Annotated in this window: 20 protein-coding genes and 1 tRNA gene; 5 read left to right on the top strand and 16 right to left on the bottom strand. The window is 55.6% G+C overall.

Annotated features, from left to right (window positions below):
• Window positions 1-17 precede the first annotated feature (17 nt).
• The 4 genes from MLE19_RS16400 to MLE19_RS16385 are packed head-to-tail and all read right to left on the bottom strand — an operon-like array spanning window position 18 to window position 4,417.
• Window positions 18-1,937 (bottom strand): alkaline phosphatase D family protein, encoded by a 1,920-nt coding sequence (locus tag MLE19_RS16400; protein ID WP_240719210.1) that lies wholly within the window; start codon window positions 1,935-1,937, stop codon window positions 18-20.
• Between the two features lie 15 nt (window positions 1,938-1,952).
• On the bottom strand, window positions 1,953-3,329 hold the full coding sequence (locus MLE19_RS16395; protein ID WP_240719209.1) for a sensor histidine kinase: 1,377 nt from the start codon (window positions 3,327-3,329) through the stop codon (window positions 1,953-1,955).
• Window positions 3,326-4,000 carry a response regulator transcription factor gene (locus tag MLE19_RS16390; RefSeq protein WP_240719208.1) on the bottom strand — a complete coding sequence of 225 codons (675 nt, stop codon included), beginning with the start codon at window positions 3,998-4,000 and terminating at the stop codon, window positions 3,326-3,328. The genes MLE19_RS16395 and MLE19_RS16390 overlap by 4 nt, the downstream gene beginning before the upstream one ends.
• A 48-nt stretch (window positions 4,001-4,048) precedes the next feature.
• On the bottom strand, window positions 4,049-4,417 hold the full coding sequence (locus MLE19_RS16385) for a PepSY domain-containing protein (RefSeq protein WP_240719207.1): 369 nt from the start codon (window positions 4,415-4,417) through the stop codon (window positions 4,049-4,051).
• 159 nt (window positions 4,418-4,576) lie between these two features.
• Between MLE19_RS16385 and MLE19_RS16380 the strand changes: the two genes are divergently transcribed.
• A complete protein-coding gene (locus tag MLE19_RS16380) occupies window positions 4,577-5,053 on the top strand; it encodes a PepSY domain-containing protein (RefSeq protein WP_240719206.1) in 477 nt (158 codons plus the stop codon).
• 215 nt (window positions 5,054-5,268) lie between these two features.
• Complete coding sequence (locus MLE19_RS16375; protein ID WP_240719205.1) at window positions 5,269-6,312, top strand: DUF1853 family protein; 1,044 nt, start codon at window positions 5,269-5,271, stop codon at window positions 6,310-6,312.
• 13 nt (window positions 6,313-6,325) lie between these two features.
• Here the strand turns inward: MLE19_RS16375 and proB are convergent, their stop codons facing one another.
• The 4 genes from proB to rplU all read right to left on the bottom strand — a co-directional run bounded on the left by proB (window position 6,326) and on the right by rplU (window position 9,578).
• A complete protein-coding gene (proB, locus tag MLE19_RS16370) occupies window positions 6,326-7,465 on the bottom strand; it encodes a glutamate 5-kinase (RefSeq protein WP_240719204.1) in 1,140 nt (379 codons plus the stop codon).
• Between the two features lie 104 nt (window positions 7,466-7,569).
• A complete protein-coding gene (cgtA, locus tag MLE19_RS16365; protein WP_240719203.1) occupies window positions 7,570-8,757 on the bottom strand; it encodes an Obg family GTPase CgtA in 1,188 nt (395 codons plus the stop codon).
• 222 nt (window positions 8,758-8,979) lie between these two features.
• Complete coding sequence (rpmA, locus tag MLE19_RS16360; protein ID WP_008957069.1) at window positions 8,980-9,237, bottom strand: 50S ribosomal protein L27; 258 nt, start codon at window positions 9,235-9,237, stop codon at window positions 8,980-8,982.
• Between the two features lie 29 nt (window positions 9,238-9,266).
• On the bottom strand, window positions 9,267-9,578 hold the full coding sequence (gene rplU, locus MLE19_RS16355) for a 50S ribosomal protein L21 (protein WP_176304985.1): 312 nt from the start codon (window positions 9,576-9,578) through the stop codon (window positions 9,267-9,269).
• A gap of 366 nt (window positions 9,579-9,944) precedes the next feature.
• Here rplU and ispB point away from each other — a divergent pair, with 366 nt between their 5' ends.
• Window positions 9,945-10,949: an octaprenyl diphosphate synthase gene (gene ispB / locus MLE19_RS16350; RefSeq protein WP_240719202.1), complete on the top strand. Its 1,005-nt coding sequence runs from the start codon at window positions 9,945-9,947 to the stop codon at window positions 10,947-10,949.
• Between the two features lie 90 nt (window positions 10,950-11,039).
• Window positions 11,040-11,116 (top strand) — tRNA-Pro (locus MLE19_RS16345).
• A 170-nt stretch (window positions 11,117-11,286) separates the two neighbouring features.
• Here MLE19_RS16345 and MLE19_RS16340 read toward each other — a convergent pair.
• The gene (locus MLE19_RS16340; protein ID WP_240719201.1) at window positions 11,287-12,243 is read right to left on the bottom strand and encodes a GGDEF domain-containing protein; all 957 of its coding nucleotides are present in this window, start codon (window positions 12,241-12,243) and stop codon (window positions 11,287-11,289) included.
• A gap of 276 nt (window positions 12,244-12,519) precedes the next feature.
• Here MLE19_RS16340 and MLE19_RS16335 point away from each other — a divergent pair, with 276 nt between their 5' ends.
• Complete coding sequence (locus tag MLE19_RS16335; RefSeq protein ID WP_240719200.1) at window positions 12,520-13,734, top strand: MFS transporter; 1,215 nt, start codon at window positions 12,520-12,522, stop codon at window positions 13,732-13,734.
• On the opposite strand, the gene MLE19_RS16330 is transcribed toward MLE19_RS16335, so the two are convergent.
• The 7 genes from MLE19_RS16330 to MLE19_RS16300 form a co-directional block, all read right to left on the bottom strand.
• Entirely contained in the window at window positions 13,731-14,513 is a 783-nt protein-coding gene (locus MLE19_RS16330; protein ID WP_240719199.1) for a sulfite exporter TauE/SafE family protein, read from the bottom strand. The genes MLE19_RS16335 and MLE19_RS16330 overlap by 4 nt on opposite strands.
• Before the next feature lie 21 nt (window positions 14,514-14,534).
• Window positions 14,535-16,829 carry an ATP-dependent DNA helicase gene (locus MLE19_RS16325; protein ID WP_240719198.1) on the bottom strand — a complete coding sequence of 765 codons (2,295 nt, stop codon included), beginning with the start codon at window positions 16,827-16,829 and terminating at the stop codon, window positions 14,535-14,537.
• Window positions 16,826-18,517 (bottom strand): VRR-NUC domain-containing protein, encoded by a 1,692-nt coding sequence (locus MLE19_RS16320; RefSeq protein WP_240719197.1) that lies wholly within the window; start codon window positions 18,515-18,517, stop codon window positions 16,826-16,828. The genes MLE19_RS16325 and MLE19_RS16320 overlap by 4 nt, the downstream gene beginning before the upstream one ends.
• Window positions 18,518-18,558: 41 nt before the next feature.
• Window positions 18,559-20,328, bottom strand: a complete 1,770-nt coding sequence (locus MLE19_RS16315; RefSeq protein WP_240719279.1) for a peptidase M14 — start codon at window positions 20,326-20,328, stop codon at window positions 18,559-18,561.
• A gap of 2 nt (window positions 20,329-20,330) precedes the next feature.
• Complete coding sequence (locus tag MLE19_RS16310) at window positions 20,331-21,185, bottom strand: ABC transporter permease (RefSeq protein WP_240719196.1); 855 nt, start codon at window positions 21,183-21,185, stop codon at window positions 20,331-20,333.
• A gap of 2 nt (window positions 21,186-21,187) precedes the next feature.
• Window positions 21,188-22,111, bottom strand: a complete 924-nt coding sequence (locus tag MLE19_RS16305; protein ID WP_240719195.1) for an ABC transporter permease — start codon at window positions 22,109-22,111, stop codon at window positions 21,188-21,190.
• 97 nt (window positions 22,112-22,208) lie between these two features.
• Window positions 22,209-23,738 (bottom strand): ABC transporter substrate-binding protein, encoded by a 1,530-nt coding sequence (locus MLE19_RS16300; RefSeq protein ID WP_240719194.1) that lies wholly within the window; start codon window positions 23,736-23,738, stop codon window positions 22,209-22,211.
• Window positions 23,739-23,762: the final 24 nt, after the last annotated feature.

Below are 23,762 nucleotides of genomic sequence, written 5' to 3'. Positions count from 1 at the left end.
TTCGAAAGCAGCGCTGTTCAGGGAAGCGTTTTTTCAGGCGGCGGAAACACCACGTCACTACCGTCGACGTCTAGCTGGCGAATATCGATAGGGTGGCCTTTCTCATCCAGGGTGACCAGGCCAATACCGCTGGCATTCCAGAGCCGTTCTCCGGCACTGGCGCGATCAGGATCCCGCGGGTGAACGCTCAGCTTGCGGCGTTTGGTAAACCAGTTGAGTGGCGACCAAGGTGCGTAAAGCCAGCGATTTAGCCGGTCAAAGGTATTAAGCAGATTTTTGGGAAAGGTGTTCTTGATGCCACTAGAGGTTATCTGCCATAGGTTAGGCGCTCTCTTTTGACGGCGTACCACAATGTCGTAGACAAACGAGTAGTGGACATCCCCCGATAAAATCACATAGTTGCCGGGCGTTTTGGAGTGCTGCCAAATCTGTAGCAGCGTATTCGCCGCGCCACGGTGGGCCATCCAGTTTTCAGCATCGACCACCAGGGGTTTACCCATGACGGTGAAGAGCTTTTGTATACTCTCAATCAATTTGACGCCGAACATGGGTGCGGGAGAAATAATCACGGCGCTTTTCGCGCCCATCAGCGCCTGCTGCATCTCCATGAGCGCTTCCCAATCCATCAATCCAGAAGGGTGGTTTAGTTTGCGCTCGCTTCGCCAACGGCGGGTGCGCGTATCCAGCACAATTAAGGCAGGCGTGCCAGGCACCTGAAACTCCCAGCCTTGAAAACGCAGCAGCCGTTCAATAAACCCATCTTGCTCAGCACATACCAGCGGCTGACTGCCATCACGCAGCAGTGTTGAAGCGTGATGGATCAACGGACTTAGTTTATCCGGATCGTTTCCCCACGCTTGGCAGAGCAAATAGGCCACCAGGGCGTTACCGATTATGCGTTTCGAAAATGGATGGCCATAGGCGGCCAGCTCCCAATCAGCGGAAAGATTCCAGTCGTCGGTCACGTCATGGTCATCGAAGATCATCAGGCTGGGCAAGTGCGCCATCAGCCGCGCACACTGCGGTAGTCCGGCAACGAAGCCATCCATTACCGCCTGCTCCTGGCGATAGAGCTCGGCATTTTTTTTATCTAAAGCCGGTGCCTCGAACCTAATCACTTGCCAGGGTACGGGGGACCATACCAGGCAGTACATGGCGAGCATTTCAGCCAGGGTCATTAAATGGTTTTGCGCATTTGCGGAAGTAAAGACCGGCTTTTTAACACCGCTAAAAAAGCGCTGGCGAAGCGCCACGTTGCTGGTCACATCCGGCAGCAACTCCGCGCGTTGATAGTAGCTATCAGGCGAGTCATAGAGGGCTTGGCTATCGTCGACCGTAGCACCTTCCAGCCACTCATCCACCAACCCTAGCTGTTCAATTAGCGCATGCACCGCGCGCAGCATAGGGCCAGCAACATCGTCAGCGTAAATTTGGTCGCCGGTCATCAGCAGCCACGCGGGCCACTCGGTGGGCGCTGCCTGGTGCTCAGCAAGCCAGCTATCAGCCCGCACCAAGCCATCGGCGCTGTCGTGATGGGGTTTACGGCAGGAGCCGTGCATCAGGCGGTGATGCCGGGATGCAATCACAAAGGCGGGGTAGGCAGCGCCGTCATAACAGAGCCACGGCGCCCATTCGGGCAAGGAGCGCCACTCTCCCTGCTGGCTCTCCACCTGCAGGTCGTATTCGATACGCTCATCGCAGGGCAGCGGTGAATCAAGCTCAATATCAATTAGATAGATAAAGGCGCGTTGGCCGATGGGAATGCACTGGTGATGGTGCGCCAAGCCAATCGACTCGGCGTCACTCTGCCCAGGTCTTAGGATTAGCGTCATATTCAACGCCCGGGAAGCCACTACCCAGAGCACCAGTCGGGTGGTGCTGATGCGTCTTAATAAGGGGCCAACTAAAATATCAGGCAGCGTCTGCGTATCATTCATCCAATCACTTATCCGTTATCCATGGGCCACAACGGGCAATTTCACCACCACCTGCAATCCGCCTGCCTTGGCGCGATCAAGATGCATATGGCCGTTATACAGGGCGACAAGATCGGTCACAATGGCTAGCCCAAGGCCGCTGCCGGAGCGTTGTTCATCCAACCGTTTACCCCGTTGAACCGCCTGCTGGCACTCCGCTTCAGACATGCCAGGACCATTATCGCTAACGGTTAAGATCAACTGCTGCCCGTCAACCTGCACCTGTAGCTGCACCTCGCTATGCGACCAGCGCAACGCATTATCCATTAAATTACCCACCAGTTCCTGGATATCCTGGTCATCCATGTGCGCTCTGACTGCCTGATCCCAACGTTGGCGCAGCACAATACCACGCCGCTGGGCTAGCTTAGCTAGCCCATTAAGCAGCGGTGCCAAGGTCGTTTGCAGATCAATGGGCGCAAAGCGGACGCCTTCACCCGCCGCCGAAGCCCGCGCTAAGTGGTGGCGTACCGCGCTATCAACCCGCGCCAGCTCTACCTCCCAAACGCTACGGCTGGCTTCGGGTAACTGACGCAGCTGTATGCGCATAACGCTTAGCGGTGTTTTCAGCGCATGGGCGAGGTTCCCCGCCGTATGGCGGCCGCGCTCAATTAAGCGCTGATCGCGGGCTAACACCGCGTTCATTGAGGCGGCTAGCGTCGCCAACTCGTCCGGTAAGCGGGTATCTAACTGTTCGCTGCGGCCCTGTTCTACGTCATGAAGATTGGCGTGCATCCGCCTAAGCGGCGCCAACCCCCAGCGTACTTGCAGCGCTAATACGCTGAGTAGCAGCACGCCCAAGCCGATCAACCCGCCCCACAAAAGGTGTTGGAATTCGCGAATGTCGCTGAACAGTACATCGTCCCGAGCGGCCACGCTGATGTGTAACGGGGCTTCCAGCGGCGCCAGGTATATATCGCGTTCAACTACGCGCAGCGATTGCCCACGTGGCCCTGTTAACGAACGCGCACTGAGACTCTCATTGTCGACCACCGGCAGGCGTTGGTCCCACAGTGAACGGGAAACCAACGTATGTTGCTCACCATCCGTAATTTGCCAGTACCAGCCGGAGTAGACATTCTCAAAACGTGGGTCGCCCAGCGCCCGATCATGGACCAGTTGCTGCTCTAAACGATCATAGGTAACGCCCGCCATAATGACGTTAAGCGTGGCGGTAAGGCGCTCATCAAAAGCGCGCGTTGCCGCGATATGGTAATGCTGGGAAAGCAGCACGCCTGCGATAGGCAGAGCTAGTCCCACCATCAGCAGTACTGCCAGCAACAGCCGTGTACTGATGGAGCGCCCTACCCAGCGCTTTGCCCACCGATCACGCCATGCTGTATAGCAACTCATTCGGTCGCGGGCTCTTCTTCTAATAGCCGGTAGCCCTGGCCCCGCTGAGTGGCAATGCGCCAACTGCCCAACTTACGACGCAGGCGGCTGACCTGAACATCAATCACATTGGAGTCCGGTTCATGGTCGCGGTCGTAAACATGCTCTGAGAGCTCGGTACGACTCACTACCCGCGGCGCAGCATGCATGAGATACCCCAGCAAGCGCGTTTCCTGCGCGGTCAATCCTACCGGTCGTCCTGCCAACGTCACGTGCTGGGTGTGGGTATCTAAACTGAGTTCGCCCACTTTCAATACTGGGTGAGCGTGACCGTGGCTGCGGCGCACAAGCGCGCGCAAACGAAACAGCACTTCAGCAGGCTCAAATGGCTTAGTGACGTAATCATCTGCGCCAGCGGTAAAACCAGCGGCTTTATCGGCCCAGCGCTCACGGGCCGTCAGGATCAGCACAGGCAGATCAATGCCATCTTCCCGCCACGCCGCTAACCAGCGTGTGCCGTCACCGTCGGGTAGCCCTACATCTAAAATCAGTGTGTCGTAAGCTTCCGTACGCACTAAAAAATCTGCGTCCTGACCGGTTGCCGCATGCTCTACCAGCCATTCACCGTCACGTAACGCTTGGCTCAACTCACGCGCTAGCGCTTGGTCATCCTCTACCAGCAAACACTTCATTGGCTAACTACCCTTCTAGGCATCGACTTGGCAATTTGAATAGCGATATTAGCGACGCATGTCATTAATACGCACGCCCTCAATGGACATCAATTGACCGTTTTGGCCATCGAACTCAAATTCCACTACTTGGCCCTGGGGGCCGAGCAGCTTAATTTCGTACTCCACGTACCCCCCTTCACGCTCTACTTCAACCTCCAGCACATCGCCTATATAGTGAGCTTCCAGCCAGTCTAAAATCGTGTCGAGCGGAACAACCTCACCACGGCGCACCTCTCCGTGAAGTGATTCCCAGGGCTGGTCACCCACGGCGCTACCCACTAGCAATAGCACTAAGGCCAAACCAGTGGCGTTACGGCGAGCCCGACGTGGAACGCTGCGCAACGGCATTATAAGGTGACGTTGTAGTTTACTCATGGGGCTAGGATGCCAAAGGCAACATGAACGTTAGATGAACAGTTTTGTCAGCTTAAGGAAAGTATCGCGGTGGTATAAATTCCCTGTCGCATTCGCTGGATGCCGGTATTAACTGTTGTACAGACATTCACGTTTAACTACGCAAAGAAGGAATTTGATATGAACACCATGAAAAAAATGCTGCTGATCCCGACCTCTGCTCTGCTGCTTGCCGCTGCTGCGGGCACTGCCCAGGCCGATTCGCTGCCGATGGATCGCATCGATGACGTCTTGACCCACGCCAATGATTACGGCTTCAGCCACTACGAAGAAGTTAGCATTAAAAGCCGTGGCCGCGTAGAAGTCGAAGGTTGGTTGGACGATGAGTGGTACGCCGATGTGGAATTCTCCCTCGATAACGGTGAAACGCTACAAGAGAAACGTGAGCGCCTGATCACCGGTGCCTGGGGCATGAGCGAAGACGATATTCGCCAAGCCTTAGACGTTGCCAGCCAGGAAGGCATGGTTGAGTTCGAAGATCTTGATATTGATAAGAGCGGCATCATCGATATCGAAGGCCGCGGTGAAAATGGCCGTGAGCTAGAAATCAGCGTACGTCAGGGCTCTTCCGAAGTTACCCAAATTGACCGCGATTAATATCGCTTTGCGGGCTCCCTACGGGGGGCCCGCTGCGTTTTAGCCTGTGGCTCCCCTTTTAGCCCCCTTCCTCAACATCCCCCTTAACACGCTTCCCTCGCCTCTCCCCCCTAGCTAGAGTAGTACGCCAAAGGGTTATCGTTATAACGTCTATTGCGTAACCGTTAGCGGCCAAACCACAGCGCCGATTCAATTAACGTGTTGAGGAGCAATCCGTGCTTAATGAAGGTGTTTATGGTGCGCTAGAGGCTGCAGACCCATTGCTGCTAATGGAGACAGGGCGACTTGATACCGTGCTAAGTGATCCCGTATTACGCGATATTGCTTGGCTGGCCGTCACACCGGATCTAGTGAAGCTACCGCCACCCATTCCATGCGCTGGCCGCCCTACCCTTGAAGAGCTGGGGCTAGAGCACACGCTGCTGTCTTGGCTTCGTCAATTGGGCCGACCGCCGTTAAACACTCTAAACGGCAGCCGCGCAATGCGCATGGGGCATTACCATGAACGCCTGTGGCATACGCTGTTAGATCACGCACCAAATACACGGCTGCTAGCCCGCAACGTGCGCATCAGCCGAAAGCGCACCACGCTGGGCGAGCTGGATATGCTCTACCGCACCCGCGGCAATCCAGCCCCCGTGCATTTGGAAGTAGCGATTAAGTTCTACCTGGGGCTGCCTGAAGGGCCTGGCGCCCCCACCAGCCAAAGCCGCTGGATTGGCCCGGGTGGGTTAGACAGCCTAGCGCTTAAGTGCGCTCACCTGCGGCGCCATCAACTGCCGCTCTCCACCACGCCACCTGCATTGGAAACCCTCGCCCACTGGCTAGCGCCCCGAGATCTTGGCGTTTCTGGCACGGGTTTTGGCGAGCAGCTAATGCAGCGATTGGCGATGCCTGGCGTACTGTATTACCCCTGGCACGCAACGATGCCAGCGCCGGAAGGCGCAACGACCGATCACCGCCGGGGGACTTGGTGCTACTTACGCGACTGGCCCGAGATGGCAGCCCGCTTTTCAGCTATGCCGAGAATGGTCTGGCTTGAAAAGCCACACTGGCTATCACCGCCGCCACACAGTGCATTTCGCCCTGCTGAAGAGGTGCTACCCGTCATTATTCAACAGGTTCACGCTTGGCGTTCACCTCAGCAAGTGATGCTGTGTTACTCAGCGAAAGGGCACGATGAACAGCGCTATGAGCGGCTCTTTTTGGTACCCGATGAGTGGCCGCGCCAAGTACCTCTGCCGCCAGCGGCACGTTAACGCATGAGCTGACTTAGACAACGACAAGATTATCGCGATGAATCAGCTCATGGGCTTCCACATAACCCAGGATCGCTTCAATTTGGTGACTGGGCTGGCCCGCTAACTGGCGCGCTTCATCGGCACCGTAGTTGACCAAGCCTTTGGCCACAGACGCGCCCTGCTCATCTACGCACACCACCATATCGCCACGCTTAAAGCTGCCCTGCACATTGCGCACCCCAACCGCCAACAGGCTAGAGCCTTTATCGCGCAGCACTTTCACCGCACCGGCATCCAGCACCAGCGTGCCGCGCACCTGTAACTGACCAGCTAGCCAGCGCTTGCGCGCCGCCATGGGTACCTGATCAGGCCGCAGCAGCGTACCTAACGCTTCGCCCGCCATGATGCGGTTGATAACATCTGGCTGGCGGCCGCTGGCAATCACCGTCACCGCACCGGAGCGCGCGGCTAATTGCGCCGCGCGCACTTTAGTACTCATACCGCCCCGCCCCAGCGCGCCTCCGCTGCCCGCCACTGCCGCCAGGCGCGGGTCGTCGGCGCGTCCTTCAGCAATCATCTGGGCATTCGGGTTGTGGCGAGGGTCGGCGTCAAACAGGCCTTCCTGGTCGGTTAACAGCAGCAGTGCATCAGCCTCCAACAGGTTAGCGACCAGCGCCCCCAGGGTGTCGTTATCACCAAAGCGAATCTCATCAGTGACCACGGTATCGTTTTCATTGATTACCGGCACCACGCGCATCTCTACCAGCGTGCGCAGCGCAGAAAGCGCATTAAGGTAGCGCTTGCGATTGGAGAGATCATCATGGGTAAGCAGAATCTGCGCGGTCAACATTCCGTGACGAGCAAAGTGCTGCTCATAGCACTGGGTTAAGCCATTTTGGCCAACGGCTGCTGCTGCCTGAAGCTCATGCACGGCGCTGGGGCGCACCTGCCAGCCAAGACGCACCATGCCAGCGGCAACGGCGCCGGAGGAGACCAGTACCACTTCAATGCCTTGCTGATGCAGGGCGGCGATTTGATCCACCCAGCCGCCGATGGCGGTTTCGTCAAGGCCGCGACCATCGTTAGTGAGTAGCGCACTGCCGATCTTCACAACGACACGCCGCGCACGGCTTAGCGCGCTACGCCCCAGGATTTGCTCGTTACTTTCCATGCCACCCCGCCTCAATCAGACACTTACAAAAGGGGCCGCGCGAACGCAGCCCCTTTTTAGCTTATTACCTTAAGCTTACTACCGAATGCACCCGCTCAATACCACTAAGGGGCGTATTCGACTTCAACATCATAATCATCGTCGTCGAAGTCTTCGTCATCTTCATCATCACGCTTACGCCGACGTCCCAAACGATCTTCGGTACGCGCAACCGACTCTTCTTCCATGCGGCGGCGCATCTCCTCCTCACGAGCCAGCGCTTCTTCATCTTCATTCTCAAGACGACGTTGCTCGGTCAACCAGCGGTAGGCCGCCTGCACCAATTTATCGGTGCCGTCGCTGCTGATCGCTGAAATGCGGAACACCGGGCCTTCCCAGTTAAGCGCCTGAATAATCTTTTGGGCGCGATCTTCTCGCTCATCTTCCGGCAGCAGGTCAAACTTGTTCAGCACCAGCCAGCGAGGACGTTCAGACAGCGCTGGCGAAAACTGCCCTAACTCGTGAACAATCGCTTTTGCCGCCTCCACCGGGTCAGACTCATCGAACGGCGCCACATCAACCACGTGAAACAGCAGCCGCGTGCGGGTCAGGTGCTTCAAAAAACGTAGCCCCAAGCCCGCGCCTTCAGAGGCCCCTTCGATTAAGCCCGGTACGTCGGCCATCACGAAGTGCTCGTGCATCCCCAGCTTCACAACGCCCAGATTAGGCACCAAGGTAGTGAACGGGTAGTTGGCGACCTTCGGCTTGGCGGCAGACACCGAGCGAATCAGTGTTGATTTACCAGCATTGGGCATGCCCAGCAGGCCAACATCGGCCATCACCTTCATTTCTAAACGCAGGTTGCGGCGATCGCCATCGGTACCAGTAGTGGTGCGTCGCGGCGCACGATTAGTCGAGGACTTAAAGTGGATATTACCCAAGCCACGACGTCCGCCTTCGCCCACCAGCACTACCTGACCAATTTCGGTCACATCGGCGATGACTTCCAGGGTGTCTTCATCGATCACCGTGGTGCCCACCGGCACTTTGACGTGCAGGTCTTCACCTGCTTTACCGCTCATTTGACGACCCATGCCGCCCTGACCGTTTTGCGCTTTATAAAAACGCTGAAACTTAAAATCGATCAAGGTGTTCAGCGCATCGTCACCAATCAGGTATACGCTACCGCCATGGCCACCATCACCGCCATCGGGGCCGCCCCTGGGCACATATTTTTCGCGGCGAAAGCTCAGACAGCCATTGCCGCCTTTGCCCGCCTCAACAATAATCGAGGCTTCATCGACGAACTGCATTGGATTCTCCCGGCCGCTTCCGCCGCCCTAATATGCACTACTTTTTTTCCAACCCTTTATTTCCACTAGCATACTGGTAAAGACATAGTGATAAAGCATGGTGGAAAAACGTATTGGAAAAGAGATTTAACCGACAAAAAAGCCCCGCCATAGCGGGGCCTTTTTTCTCGTAACTTTTCTTACAGCTCTATTTAAGCCAATTACGAGCGCAACGCTGACCGTTTAGGCAGAAACGATGCTAACAAACTTGCGGTTTTTCGGACCTTTGGTCTCAAACTTCACAAAACCGTCGCTCAGCGCGAACAGTGTGTGGTCACGACCTAGACCAACGCCAGTACCGGCGTGGAAACGCGTGCCGCGTTGACGCACGATGATGTTACCCGCAGTCGCCGCTTGGCCACCGAAGAGTTTCACACCTAAGCGTTTGGACTCGGAATCGCGACCGTTACGCGTGGAGCCAGCTGCCTTTTTATGTGCCATTGCAAAATCCTCCTAAGGGAATTGACCGCTTACGCAGAAATTCCGGTAATTTTGACTTCAGTGAACCACTGGCGGTGGCCCTGACGCTTCATGTGGTGCTTACGACGACGGAACTTGATGATGGTTACTTTATCGCCACGGCCGTGGGAAACCACCTCGGCAGAAACTTTAGCACCACCAATCATCGGCGCACCAATGTTGAAGTCATCGCCGTCTGCGACCATCAGCACTTCATCAAACTCAATCGTTTCGCCGGTAGCGACTTCGATTTTCTCGAGCTTGAGGGTTTGACCTTCTTGAACGCGGTACTGTTTGCCACCGCTTTTAATAATTGCGTACATGTCGCTCTCCGGACTTGTCGTTAATGCCAGCTACGCCCCGCGTAACCGGCGCTCATCGCCTTCCGCTCTTATTGACCTGCTGCGAGTGGCGCCCCTTCTGGAGCCATCTGACAGGGAGCATGATGAGTGGGTCGCGGATTATAGCGACTATATTCACTTACCACAAGACTACTGACAAATGTCAATCGCCAATGACCACTAATACGACACCGTAACTGCTGCGCGTGTCTTGACGCCCATCAGGCGGCCCCATAGCATGACCACAACGCATGACCCCTAATGTATGATCACAACGTATGTTCAAAACGTATATTCATAACTAAGGGCGGCACTTACCGCCTCCATCTGCCGCGATGAACGGATCCCATGACTGCTAACGTCTCCTCAGCCCAGCCCGTCAGCCCAACGCCTTCACCGCTGCACGCCGTGGTGGCCGATGACTTCGCAGCCGTCAACCGGACGATTGTCGAGCAGTTGAACTCCAAAGTACCGCTGGTCGAAACCATCGGCCAGTACATCACCGAAAGCGGCGGCAAGCGTTTGCGCCCTTTATTAGCGCTACTGGCGGCCCGCTCTCTCAACTACACCGGCGACAAGCATATCCCCCTGGCCACGCTGATTGAGTTTATGCACACCTCCACGCTGTTGCATGACGACGTGGTGGATGAGTCGCATATGCGCCGCGGCAAGAAAACCGCCAATGACGCCTGGGGCAATGCGCCCTCGGTATTGGTGGGTGATTTCCTTTATGCCCGCTCGTTTCAGATGATGGTCGATGTGGGTTCCATGCGCATTATGGCGATTCTTTCAGGCGCCACCTGCATCATCGCGGAAGGCGAAGTGCTGCAGTTGACCAATATCGGCAATCCCAGCATCTCTGAGGATGATTACTTCGAGACCATTCTGGGCAAGACCGCCATGCTGTTTGAAGCGGCTTCCCATAGTGGTGCTGTATTGGCAGAAGCAACGCCGGAGCAAGAGCAAGCGCTTCAGTATTATGGTCGCTACCTGGGGCTCGCTTTCCAACTGATTGACGACCTGCTGGATTACCAGGGCGACGCCGAGGCTATGGGCAAAAACGTGGGTGATGATTTAGCCGAAGGTAAACCGACACTGCCGCTGATCCACGCCATGGAGCAGGGCACGCCGGAACAGGCCAAGCTGATTCGCCAAGTGATTCGCGATGGCGGGCTTGAACAGTTAGACGCCGTGCTGGAAATTATTCACACCACCGGCGCTCTCGACTACACCCGCCAGCGGGCCGAAGAAATGGCCGATAAAGCCCTGCAGCAGTTAGATGCTCTGCCGCCCAGCGTATACCGCGACAGCATGGCCCAATTAGCCCGCTTAGCGGTTGATCGCCAAGCATAAAATTCGCCACAACCCTTGCTTGAGGGCTTGAAAAAACACCCCCAGCTAAGTATGATCCACCTCCGTTGTCGAGCATGTCTCGGCAACTTTCGGAATATAGCTCAGCTTGGTAGAGCGCTGCCTTCGGGAGGCAGAGGTCGTAGGTTCAAATCCTGCTATTCCGACCAAGAACACTTTTAACAACGGCCACTTAGCTAATACAGCAAGTGGCCGTTTTTTGTTGGATAGATGCGAGGTTGCAAATGGGTGGCAAGCATTAAAAGTCCTTTTAACTATCTGCTACATGCTCTCTTATTGATAAGTTTTAGATAGCCTCTGAATGTACTCCTGAACGCCCCTAACCTTCAGAGTCTCCGTGAGGACCGTTAATACGATCGCGCCCACTACGTTTAGCCTGATAAAGCGCATCGTCGGCGTCCTTGAGAAGCAATGAAAGACTTTCCGAATCGACAATTTCCCGACTAGCAAGGCCCATGCTTAGGGTAACTAATCCAGAGTCTGTCATAGGATGTGGGATGGCGCTTTTGCGCACACCATTTCTGATTCGCTGGGCCACCTGCTGAGCGAGTGACAGTGGCGCCCCCAGCATCAGCACCAGGAATTCATCACCGCCCAACCTTATCGGGTAAGCCTCGCTCACTCTGAGGCTGGTTCGAATCGACCGGGCCACTTGCTGCAAACAAAAATCGCCTTGTTGGTGTCCCAAGGTATCGTTGTAGGGTTTGAACTGATCAATATCGATCATCAATGCCGTCACCTGAAAATGCTGCCCTTTACTGACTAGAATCTTACGCAAACGCTCTAGAGCCCGACGATTGCCCATATCTGTAAGTAAATCGGTTTCCGCTTTGACCAAAGCATTCTGGTACTCCTGCTTTAAAGCAGTGGTAATGTTCTTTGACTGGGTGATATCCACACCGATACCGAGCAGGCCTACCTCTGGAATCAGTGTTTCTGTCATCAACAGCCAGCGGCCATCCCATGCGTCAATTTCGAACTGGCGATAGGTTTGTATGCGACGTTTTGCGAGCGCTGTCTGAATCCACCCCTCAATATCATCCGTCTCAACAATTAGCCCCTGGCCCTTGGCATAGTTGTCTCGCACGATATCTGACCAACAGGGGCGCGCCCCTTGCGGGTGGCAGATGAGGTTATAGTATTGGGGATTGCCATACAGCAACCGATCCTGATCATCGAACAGGGAAATCGCTGCACCGCTGTTATCAAACAGGAGGGCCGTCACTGGCAAAATATGCGCCATTTGGTCTGCATTATCATTCGACGGAAACGCCATGATATCGCCCCTACTGCTGTACTGTCAGACCCCCAGCTATAACAGATAGACGCCAACAAACCTATTAGATAAACGATAATCTAGCTATCTTCAGCCTCATGAGGTTCGTGACCACTAACTATCAGGTCATTTACCCATACACCGGTTACCACGAAGTGAACCGCACGACACCTAAACCCATTAACAGAACCACCAGGAGGCGTCGGCTTGATCCCTCGGCTATTAGTTCATAAGAGACAATACCTAGCCTGCTAACAAACATGCTAAGATTGAGGTTTGTGCGTTACCTCCTCCCCTTTTTTGATGTGGAAGCAGACCATCAGCCATTTAGCTCATATTAAAGCCGTACTCCTCTTCGCCAGCACCATGACCGTGATGTCAGGGGCGATTATCGCGCCTGCGCTGCCGGGGATTAGTCGCCACTTCCCTGATCAGCCTCAGGTGCTGATCCAGCTAATCCTGACCATTCCGGCGTTGATGATTACGCTGTTCAGTCCACTGATGGGCTATCTGGCTGACCGGTTTGGGCGCAAGAAATTGCTGCTGGCAATGCTATTTATCTACGGCTTTGCCGGAGTTTCAGGCTTTTTCATCGACAGAGTGGATCTGCTGTTAAGCTCTCGCGCACTGATGGGCATTGCCGTCGCTGGCATTCTCAGCATTAGCACCACCCTGGTAGGTGATTACTTCGATGGTCCTGAGCGCGTGCGCTTCCTTGGCCTGCAGAGTAGCTGCATGGCCCTGGGCGGGGTTATCTTCATTAACCTGGGCGGGATCCTTTCTGACTGGAGCTGGCGCGGGCCGTTTTTACTCTACCTGACCGGCGTTCTGCTGCTGCCCTACGCTTGGGCAATGCTAAAGGAACCACGTACTCAGAGTAGTGTGAATACTGATATCGCCGACGCCCCCGTTAAGGTGGATTATGGGCGTACTGGACTGGGTTACTTTATTGCCATGATCAGCATGGCGATGTTTTATATGTTCCCTGCCCAGCTTCCCTTTTTACTCTCTCAGCAGGGCCAGATCAGTGGCATGGCCATTGGCATCGCGCTCTCCATGTCAGCCCTAACGGCCAGTATCGTTGCCTTTGGCTATGGCTACTACAAGCCATTTTTGTCGGTGATGACGATCTATATCTTAGGGTTCTTGCTGGCGGCCAGCGGATTTTTGATCGTAGGATTCACTGAGAGCTATGCCATGGCCATTGTAGGTGCGGCGATCTCAGGCTTTGGCCTGGGCGCCTTTATGCCTAACACCACCACCTGGCTCATGCGCATCACTCCTCAACGGGTGCGCGGTCGGGTATTTGGCGGCTTTACCTCGACCTTCTTTTTTGGTCAGTTTATCTCTCCCGTGGTGGTCGCCCCCGCCGTGATTTGGCTCGGCTCACTGCGCAGCGTTTTTATCGCTATGGCGGTGATCTGCTGTCTGTTCGCCGTCGCCCTGACTATTTTGAGTAGAACGACGCTCCAGGCAGACAGCCAACTTTAAGCTGGCGGGTGAATTAACCCCACCACGCTGACCAGAATCAGCACCGCGCCCAGTACGCGGAAGAACAGCCCGGTGTCCGCTTTGAGCATATAGCGGTGGGCTTTCTCGCCGACCAAATGACCAATAAAGGCGCAGGGCAGCAACCATAGCTGGTGGATTAACTGCAGATCCACTCCCGCAATCAAGAACGAGACCATCTTAATCACCACCAGGATAAACCACAGCACAAACATGGTATCCCGCAGCTGCTCCTTAGCCACATGTACGGCGAATACCGCCACAATCAGCGGCGCACCAATCAGCGAAGTGCCACTGACATAGCCCCCGAGCGCCAGCAACACATAGTCCACATACTTATTCTTACTCTTGAAAGGCTTGTTCAGCACATAACCGATGGCGTAGATAATGACGATGCCGAAGATAATACTGGTCATGACCTGAGCAGGCAGCGTTAACAGCCCTACCACCCCAATCAGTTTGGGAATGATCATTATTTTTAGAGCTTTACGTAAATAAGCCCAATCAATATTGCTTTTCGGCGCAGTTCCGCCACTCCCCTCTTGCTGCAATTGCCGATGCCCGTTCCAGGCAATCCAACTAGAGAAAATCAGCAAATGGATGGCAATAATCGGCAAGAACACCAGCGGCTCGTTGGTGACCAAGAGCAGGAAGGGCAGCGCCAGTACGGCGCCACCAAACCCCAGGCTGGTGCGCACAAAACCGCTCCAGGCAAAGATTAGCCCGATCAGCGCATACTGGTACCAGAGTAGATCTGTCATGGCTCGCGTTAGGGTCCTAAATTATGGGTTGGGATTTTCCAGCGACCACCAGCTTGGCAGTAGCGCTCGTACGCTGGCCTGGGCAAAACGATCATCCATTAATACCACAACGCCCTCATCTTCAAGACCGCGAATCACCCGGCCTGCGGCCTGCACCACTTTGATCATACCGGGAATGCGGTAGGTGTAGTCGTCGCCCTGTCCAAAGCGTGCGGTTAGCCGTGTTTTAAGCGCTTCGTTGAAGTCGTTAAACGGGGGCAACCCCAGGGTGGCGATAAAGGCCCCGATCAGCCGATCGCCGGGCAGGTCGACGCCTTCAGCGAAGGCGCCGCCCAACACCGCAAAGCCAATCCCTTTACCGCCTGGCTCAAAACGGGTTAGAAACGCATCGCGCTCAGCTTCGGGCATGCCCCGCGTTTGACTGAAAGCAGGTACGGCGGGGTGCGCCTGGCGAAAGCGCGCCAGCACCGCTTCGAGGTAGGCAAAGCTACTGAAGAACGCCAAATAGTGCCCTGGCCTGCCCTGATACTGCTGCGCTAACACCTCTACGATAGGCTCGATGGATGCGGTGCGATCACGAAATCGCGTCGAAATATCCCGGCGGATATGGACTTCAAGCTGAGGTGCGGTAAAAGGCGATGCTACTTCACGCCATACGGTGTTTGCCGGCAAGCCCAATAGATCCCGATAGTAGTGAGCGGGTGTCAGCGTTGCGGAAAACAGCACGCTGGCGTGGGCCGCTTTAAACCTTGGCGCCAGAAAATCGGCGGGTATCAGGTTACGTAATCCGAGTACCGCCCGTCCGCGGCCAAAGCGAGTGAGATCACATAGCGAATGCTCGCCAAAATGCTCCGCCAGGCGGCAGAACGCCAGTGCTTCAAATAGCACTTCTTGTAGCTCTAAACTGGCGTCTTCAGGGTGCTCACCCAGATGATCGGTAATCGCCGCTCCCAACTGCTGGGCAGCGGTTACCAGTTTGTCGGGCAGCATCGCTAGCAGACGATAGGCCGGTTTTCCCGGCTCCCCCTCCTCTTCCAACGCAGCCTCTTTCATCACGGCCTGCCACTGGCGTGCTAAACGACCCAAAGGCCGCGAGAGCACTTTGGGTGCAGCGCGGCGCAAACGGCTGAAACGCTGCTGATCGAGCTCAGCGCTGTACATGCCTCGCGCGCGCTCCACCAGGTTATGCGCTTCATCGACCAGCACGCCCGTTCGCCAGTCATTAGCCTGAGCCAAGCCGTGCAGCAGCGCGTGGCTATCGAACCAGTGGTTAACGTCGCCGACGATTACGTCCGCCCAGCGCGCCAGTTCCTGGCCTAAATAGTACGGGCATACGTCGTGGGCCAGCGCCACTTCCCGCAGCGCGTCGCGATCCAACCACGCCTGTTCTACGGCCGCTTGGCGTGCGGCAGGAAGACGGTCGTAAAAGCCCGCCGCCAACGGACACGACTCGCCGTGACAAGCGCGGTCGGGATACTCGCAGGCTTTCTCCCGCGCCACCAGCTCCAGCACCCGCAGGGGTTTTCTTTCGTCGTCACGCCCGGCCCTTAGCGTCGCTAACGCGTCCAGCGCCAAGCGTCGTCCGGGGGTTTTCATAGTCAGAAAAGCGATGCGATCAAGCTGCTGGCGCGGCATCGCCGAGAGCATAGGGAAAAGCGTCGCTATCGTTTTACCAATCCCCGTGGGCGCTTGAGCGAGCAGGCAGCGTCCGGTGCTGGTTGCCTTGTAGACGTCTTCGGCAAGTTCACGCTGGCCGGGGCGAAACGTGGCATGAGGAAAGCGTAAGGTTTGCAGTGAACTGTCACGCCTCTGGCGATGGTTGGCTTCCTGCTCCGCCCAGGCGAGAAAGCGTTGGCACTGGGTAGCAAAGAATGCCTGCAGTTCGGCGGCGCTGGCGTCTTGGCTGAGCAACGTCTCTTTACCGCTGGTGATATCCAGATAAACCAGGGTTAAGGTGACCTGCTCCAGGTGACATTCTGCACATAGCAGCGCGCCGTACACTTTCACCTGGGCCCAATGAAGGGCACGTTGGTTATCCGCCATGCGCTCCAAACTGCCGCGGTGGGTTTTCACTTCTTCCAGCCGGTTCCGCGTGGGGTCAAAGCCATCGGCGCGGCCGGTAACGGTCAAGCTTTCAAAGACTCCCGACAGCGGCATTTCAGCGAGATAATCTGCCCCGCGCCGACTGGCCACCAGCGTATGCCCCTCAATGCCTTCGCGAGCACTGGGGGCGGGGGTGAAGCGGTGATCAAGATCACCTTCACGGGCGGTGAAATCACATAGTGCTCGCACCGCTACCCGATACACCCCGCTCATGCCTCACGCTCATCGCTGTCTGCCCAGCGCACATAGCAGACCGCAACATGCATTTCATGACGATGGAAGAACGACAGCCAGCGGCGTTGGTTATCTTGCAGCCGGTCACCGGGGCCTTTGACTTCAATCATCCGGTAGCGCGGCTCGCCTGCAGGCGCCCCAGGCATGAACTGAATCAAATCCGGCAACCCGGCCCGGTTGGCTTTTAAATCACCCAGCAGCCGCTCAAAGCAGCGCCTTAAGTCCTCGGCGGGAATACATGCTAACGCCAAGTCAACCAACGCTTCATCGACAATCGGCCAGTGGACAAAAGGTGAGGCAAGGCCGGTTTTTTTCCGCCAACTCGCCTGAATCAGCTGGCGGTAGCTGCCGTCATCCAGGCGCGCCAGACATGCATCAAAGGCATCTTGCCGCCGCGCCACAAAATCGTCGCGGTATAAATCTGCAGGGCCATTATGGAAAGGGTGAAAGAAAGCGCCGGGGAGCGGCTCGAATATAGCTTCCCAGCAGAGCAGGCCGAATAGCCCGGTTATTAGGGTGTTTTCTACATAGCAGACCGGCGCCTGGGGCTCGCTGAGTGCTTGAGCCACGGAGCGCTCCACGCTTTGTGGCCCGGGCAGTACTAAATCCCAACGCTCGTGAGCGGGCTCGGGTTCACTCGGCGCAACAGGCAGTTTAAGCCGACGCCGCAAGCGGGGCAGCAACCGCGCTAGCGCCTGATGCTCGGTTTCATTGGGGCTGCTATTAAGCGCATGGGTCGCCAGCTCAAAAGCCGTTTGGTGTTCGCCCAGCCGCTCAAGCACTCGCCAGTGCCGGATTCGCGCCTCGCTACTGCCTGAATCACCATACAGTTTCAGCGCGAGCGCCGAATCACCGCTGCGCTCCGCCTCTCGGCCCAGCTGCAGCAGTAGTCGTGCCCGGCGGGTGGCCAGCCAGCGGTTATCTGACGCTGGCGGTACTTCAATGTGTAGGTCGGCGGGCAGTTCTCCTGCATCGAGACGTTGGCGCAGGTGATGGAGTACTAAGTAGGTATCCACTTCATGGCGCGACTGAAAAGCGCGGGATTGCGGCGTAAAAGGGACAACTTCAAAACGCTGCAGGCCAAGCTCGGTCAACACGAACTCGGCCCAATCCTGGCGCAGATTGCCAAAGAACATTAACCGTAAGCGGTCGCAAATATGCATTACCGTGAGCCGCACCACCCGGTCAGGTGCGTCGGGCCACCAGGCCTGCAGCGGGGCGGTTTGAGTAAGTCGGTTTGCCAGCGTGTCGTAGAGCACGGTTTTAGCGCTAGATAGGCTTAGCCCGGTGGCGCGAATGTCATCTGCCAACAGCTGGCGCAGCTCGGTGAGGCGGAGTTGGTGAAACAGCTCCTCAATGCTAAGCGCAGGATCATTATCGACCCAACCAAGCGTTATCAACGGCTGCAAGGCGCTGGCACTGTCACCTATCTCGCTATAAGCCAGCTTGCTAAGACGAAACAGCTCGCCCTTGCGCATCACCATACGCACCAGCAGCGCTTGAGACGCCTGGGGTAAGCTTTCAAACCGATCAAGAAAAGCGAGCTCGTCTGCGGCGAGCAGATCAGCATGGCGCTCACTCACCCAGGCCAAAACGAAGCGAAAGTTCGTTAGGTAATAGAAAGGGTCATCAAGCGAGGCGGTCGGCGTATTGAAAGCACTGTTCATTTATCCATTGTAACAGTGCTTCAATAGCCTCGTCATTGAGATTAACTGCCCAATGAGAGCGTTTGAAAGGCGTTATAGGCCGCTATCACCGTGGCCATCTGTGCGGCATGCGCTTGTACAAAGGGCTCCCCAATCAGCGTCTCGTCAGGGTATTCGGTGATCAGCATCAGCGGCGTTAATTGGTCAGCATCTTCTGATATCAGGTAGGGAAAGCCATGTAAAACAGGAAATGTTAACGCGCCAGCATGGGTTTCAAACAGGGCAATTTGCGTGGCATTGAATTCGACCAGTCCAGGCACTTGAGAAAGCTGTTGGGTAACGGCTTCAACCAACTGCTCCGCAGCGGTTTCCCAACCGGGCTGATAGCGTAGAATCAAAAAGAAGCCTTTTGGAATCGTCCACATTTCAAAGCCGCGTGGGACGTAGCCATTCAGCGGGCGCGTCCACTCATGGGCGGGGTAGCCGTGTAAATTAACATGCAGCTTAGCGCTACTAATCGCGAAAGCCTGTTCACGAATGGCGTGTTCAAACGGTTGGCCTAAGGGCTGACTCTGAAGGTCATTACCAAACGCAGTGTAACGCGCTGCGTGATGCATATGGCGTGGCTGGTTAGCCACCAGACGACTCTGCAGCGCGTAACCATCGGGATTCTCTAGCGGGGAGATAACAAAGTGGGCTTCTGGCTCACGACTAAGCGTTTGAGCTGCACGTAGTGCTCCCACAACGCCAGATGTTTCGTTGGCATGCTGGCCCGCGCTGATGATCACAGCGCGATCACTGCCTGCCTGATAGCGCGCCTCAACTACCCTCCCTGCCCGAGTGGTGCTGAGTAACGTCTGGCCACCCAGGGCGGCCAATACCTGCTCAATTTGAGCGACATCAATCGCCTGCTGGGCATCGTTCAATTCAACCTCGGTGCGCTGGGGCTGGGAAGCATCTAAAGGCCGCAGGCTTACCTTCAGATAGGGCGCATCGCCCTGCGTTAATATCTCCGGCACAATCTGCCCCGGCTGAATTGAACGATCTCCCAGCGCTAAGCCCGCGTGGCGCTGAAAATACTCTAGGGTAGAAAAATAGAGATCTTCATGAAGTGCTTCAGCAAGGCTGATATGTTCATCGTCCCATATCAAGCGTCGATCGCGACTGGGCAGGTAGACACTGAAATTAAGCTCTTCAAAGTTGGGTGACACTGACTGCCACGGAGTTGATGAGAGGGTCGCCACCGCCGTTTGAAACAGCGCCTCATAGTCGGTCTCAACGATTGATTCACTCACCTCACCCTGGGGAGAGGACAGCCGCAGCCAGCCACAGGGCGAGCACTGAGGCTCATCTACATGGTCTAGATGTTGGCGATTAGGCGCTTCAACCACATACGTTTCCAGCTCCCCAGTGCTACGCTTCACATTCACCCGATAATGAAGAGGTGTAGAAATAGCTGTGGATTCAACACCCTCCCAGCATAGCGATACACCTTGAGGAAGTAGCGCTGCCAACGGGTAAGCTTCAAGCAGAAAGCGGCGCGGAGCATTCGCCAGCACCGGGTACTCAATCAGCAGGGATTGCAGTGATTCCCAACTGAAATCCTCTAAAAAGAAATGCACCAAAGGCTTATAGGCACTGCGCAGGCGCGCGCTAACACCGACTGCCTTGAAGGCAGTTTCTATTGCATGACGCTCGCTTTGATCGTCAAACACCCATGCCTCCAACGCGTAGCCTTCATAGGCAGGCGTTGCGTACTCATCAAGCAAAGTACGTGTAGTGCGGGGAAAAGAGCGTTCAAGCAAGGTGTCGATTTGCGGGCTATCCGTCATGCTCATAAGGAAGTACGTCCAGTGGGATCCAGGGCATCGCGGAGCCAATCGCCCAGCAAGTTCAGCCCCAATACGGTCAAAAGAATGGCCACACCAGGAAAAACACTCACCCACCACGCCGTTTGCAGGTAAGTGCGCCCTTCTGCCAGCATGCCGCCCCAACTGGGAATCACTGGATCGACGCCGAGTCCTAGAAAGGTCAGGCTGCTTTCCAACAGAATATTGTTGGCCACATTGAGCGTCATCAGCACGATCACCGGGCCGATCAAATTCGGCAGCAGATGCTGAAACAGAATGCGGATATCTTTTACCCCAATTGCTTTGGCAGCCAGAATAAATTCACGATCGCGTAGTGAAAGCACCGAGCCTCTGACCAAGCGGGCGTATTGCACCCATTGGGAGATAATCAACAGGATGATCATATTGGTCAGCCCGCCCCCAATCACCGCGATAAACGTAATCGCCAGCAGGATAAAGGGCAGCGCCAGTTGCACATCGGCAAAGCGCATCACAATCATATCCAGAAAACCGCCGTAGTAGCCGGATACCAAGCCCATTATGATGCCAATGACCACCGCACCAAGGGCTGAGTAGACGCCTACTTTCAGCGAGATTTCACCACCAATAATCACCCTCGCCAGCACATCCCTACCTAGTGGATCAGTGCCTAGGGGAAAGCCAGGCTCCACCAGCGGCGGCGTTAACCGAAAGGCGAGATTTAGCTCTGACCCACCGCCGGGGAAGAGCCAACCGGAAAAAATTACCGCCAAGCCAATACCGCCGACGAGCAACACACCGAGGATAAACTCCAGGTTCTTAAAGCGTTTCAATTTGTCGGTTTTGATAGCTGCCGTCATGGTTATTCCTTACGCACCCTGGGGTCGACCAAGCCATAAGCGATATCAACGAGAAGGTTGATGGAGATGATCATTAGCGAGAGCACGGTAATGACGCCCTGCAAGACCGGATAGTCACGCGCCGACACGGCTTCAAAGGCCAAGGTGCCAAGCCCCGGCCAGTTAAACACTCGCTCGACAACGACAATACCGCCCAGCAACCCACCGAACTGCAAACCGAAATAAGTGATCAGCGGGATAGAGCAGTTACGCAGCGCGTGCTTGTAAAGCACTACATTGTTGGAAAGACCTTTTGCCCGCGCCACCATAATGTACTGGGAGCGCAAGGTATCCAGCATGGTAGTTCGCACCAGCCGCACGTTCGTAGCGGTCAGAATGATTCCCATCGTCGCAGCGGGCATGATGAAGCTGGAGAAACCCTCCATGCCACTGGGCGGCAGCAGGTTGAAGGTGATAGAAAGCAGTAGCACCAGCATGATCGCTAGCCAGAAATTGGGAAAAGAGAGGCCTATCAGGGAGAAAATCCTAATCATCTGATCGGGCCATCTTCCCCGCGACACCGCCGCTTTAATGCCCAATGGGATCGACACCACGATAGACACAAACAGCGAAGCGAATGCCAGCGCTAGGGTGGCTGGCAGTGCGCGGCCAATCAGGTCGCTCACTGGCGTGCCTCCCATAAAGCTACGACCAAAATCACCTACCACCAAGCCGCGCAAGAATCCGATGTACTGGGCCAGGAAAGATTGATTCAAGCCTAAAGCTTCACGAATCCTTGCCAGATCCGCCTCGGTAATACTGCCCGCACCCTGAGCCAGCATCACTGCTGGGTCGCCGGTTAACCTGATCGCAAAAGAGACGATCAGCGTTACGACGATGACCACAAAGATGGCCTGCAGTATTCGGTATAGAAGAAATTTTGCCACTATGACCTCTTCGCACTAGCGTCCGTATCGCCGTAATATTAAGCGCCTGTCGTAATGTTTACCGACCGCTCTCTCGAACGGCCGGAGGTAGTCACGATTAGTCAGCAACATCGACGTCGGTCAAACGCATACGATTATCCGGGGCAGGTTCAAAGCTCTGCACCCGGTCACGGACGCCGTAGAGCGCATTGATGCTATAAAGCGGCATTTCCAAGGCGCGATCCTGGGTATAGCGCGCGATTGCCTGTAGCAATTCTTCACGCTCATCCTGATCGGTAATACTGCGCTGGGCTTCAAGCATTTCGTCTAGCTCTGCGTCGCTATCATAAGGATTCCAGCGTTCACCGGTGTGGTACATCAAGTAAGCGGTATTATCGAAATCAAATGTCCAACCGCCCCACTTCTGCTGGAACATTTCACCGGTCCGGCCTGCCGGAATAATGTCGTTAAGCAACACGTTTGTTTCATAAGGCTGGATTGATGCGGTGATTCCCACTCCCTGAAGATAGGAAGCCACCACCTGGGCGACTTCACCAAAGGTGGCATCGTTGCCGCGCACATCAATTTGTACGGTGGCACCGGGTTCTACCCCTGCTTCGTCCAGCAACTGGCGAGCCTGCTGCGGGTCAAACGGCAGCGGCTCCATCTCCGGATCGTTACCAAACGATTGGGCGCCCTGGAAACTGGCAATCATCTCGCCTTCACCGGCCAGAATAGAATCGATAATAGCCTGACGATCCACGGCCATGATCATGGCTTTCCGTACACGTTCGTCAGCGGTGATTCCCGATTGGGTGTTAAAGCGAATAGCTTCAACTGTCGGCGAAGGTACGCTGACAATACTGGCCTCGTCGTGGTTATTGATTGTATCGATCATACCGATGGGAATGGTGGGCGGGATGACGATATCGACGCGCCCAGACTGCAGCTCGGCCACGGCGGTGGATGGCTCAGAAATGAATCGATACGTCACACCGTCCAGCTTAGGCGCACCGCCCCAATGCTCTGCAAAAGCTTCGAGCTGTACGTCCTCGCGAGGATTGTACTCAACCACCTTGAAGGGCCCAGTGCCTACCGGATGGGTATTGAAGTGATCATCGCCATGTTCAGCCAAGTACTCAGGGGGCACAATCATCGCGCCATAACCGGCTAGTTTAGTCAGCAGTACCGGGTCAGGTTCATTAAGGTGAAAGTCGACCGTGTAATCATCAATCACTTCTACACTTTCGATAGCCGTATAGTTGGAACGCTGTGGCCCTTGGGCGCCTTCATCACCTAGCAGACGATCAAAGGTAAATTTTACCGCCTCAGCATTAAAGGCTTCATCGTTATGAAAAGTAACGCCCTCACGCAGGGTAAAACGGATACGGGTGCCGTCATCCAGTTCTTCCCACTCGGTCGCTAAACCAGGTACCAACTCTAAATCAGGTCCCCTGTACGTCAAACCATCGAAAATATTGGTGGCTACCGACGCCCAGTTAACCAGAAAAGTATCGATAGGGTCCCAGGTACCCGGGTCTTGCGGCGAGGCAATCGTTAACGTACCAGCTTGCGCAGAGGCGGAAAGGGCTACGCTCAGTGCCACACCCGCGATTGCGCTATTGAGAATACGCTTAGTTCTTTGCATGGAATCACTCCTGTTTTTGTATCA

The sequence above is a fragment of the Vreelandella neptunia genome (assembly GCF_022489065.1).
GTDB lineage: Bacteria > Pseudomonadota > Gammaproteobacteria > Pseudomonadales > Halomonadaceae > Vreelandella > Vreelandella neptunia_A.
This window is presented reverse-complemented; position numbering and strand designations above follow the sequence as displayed.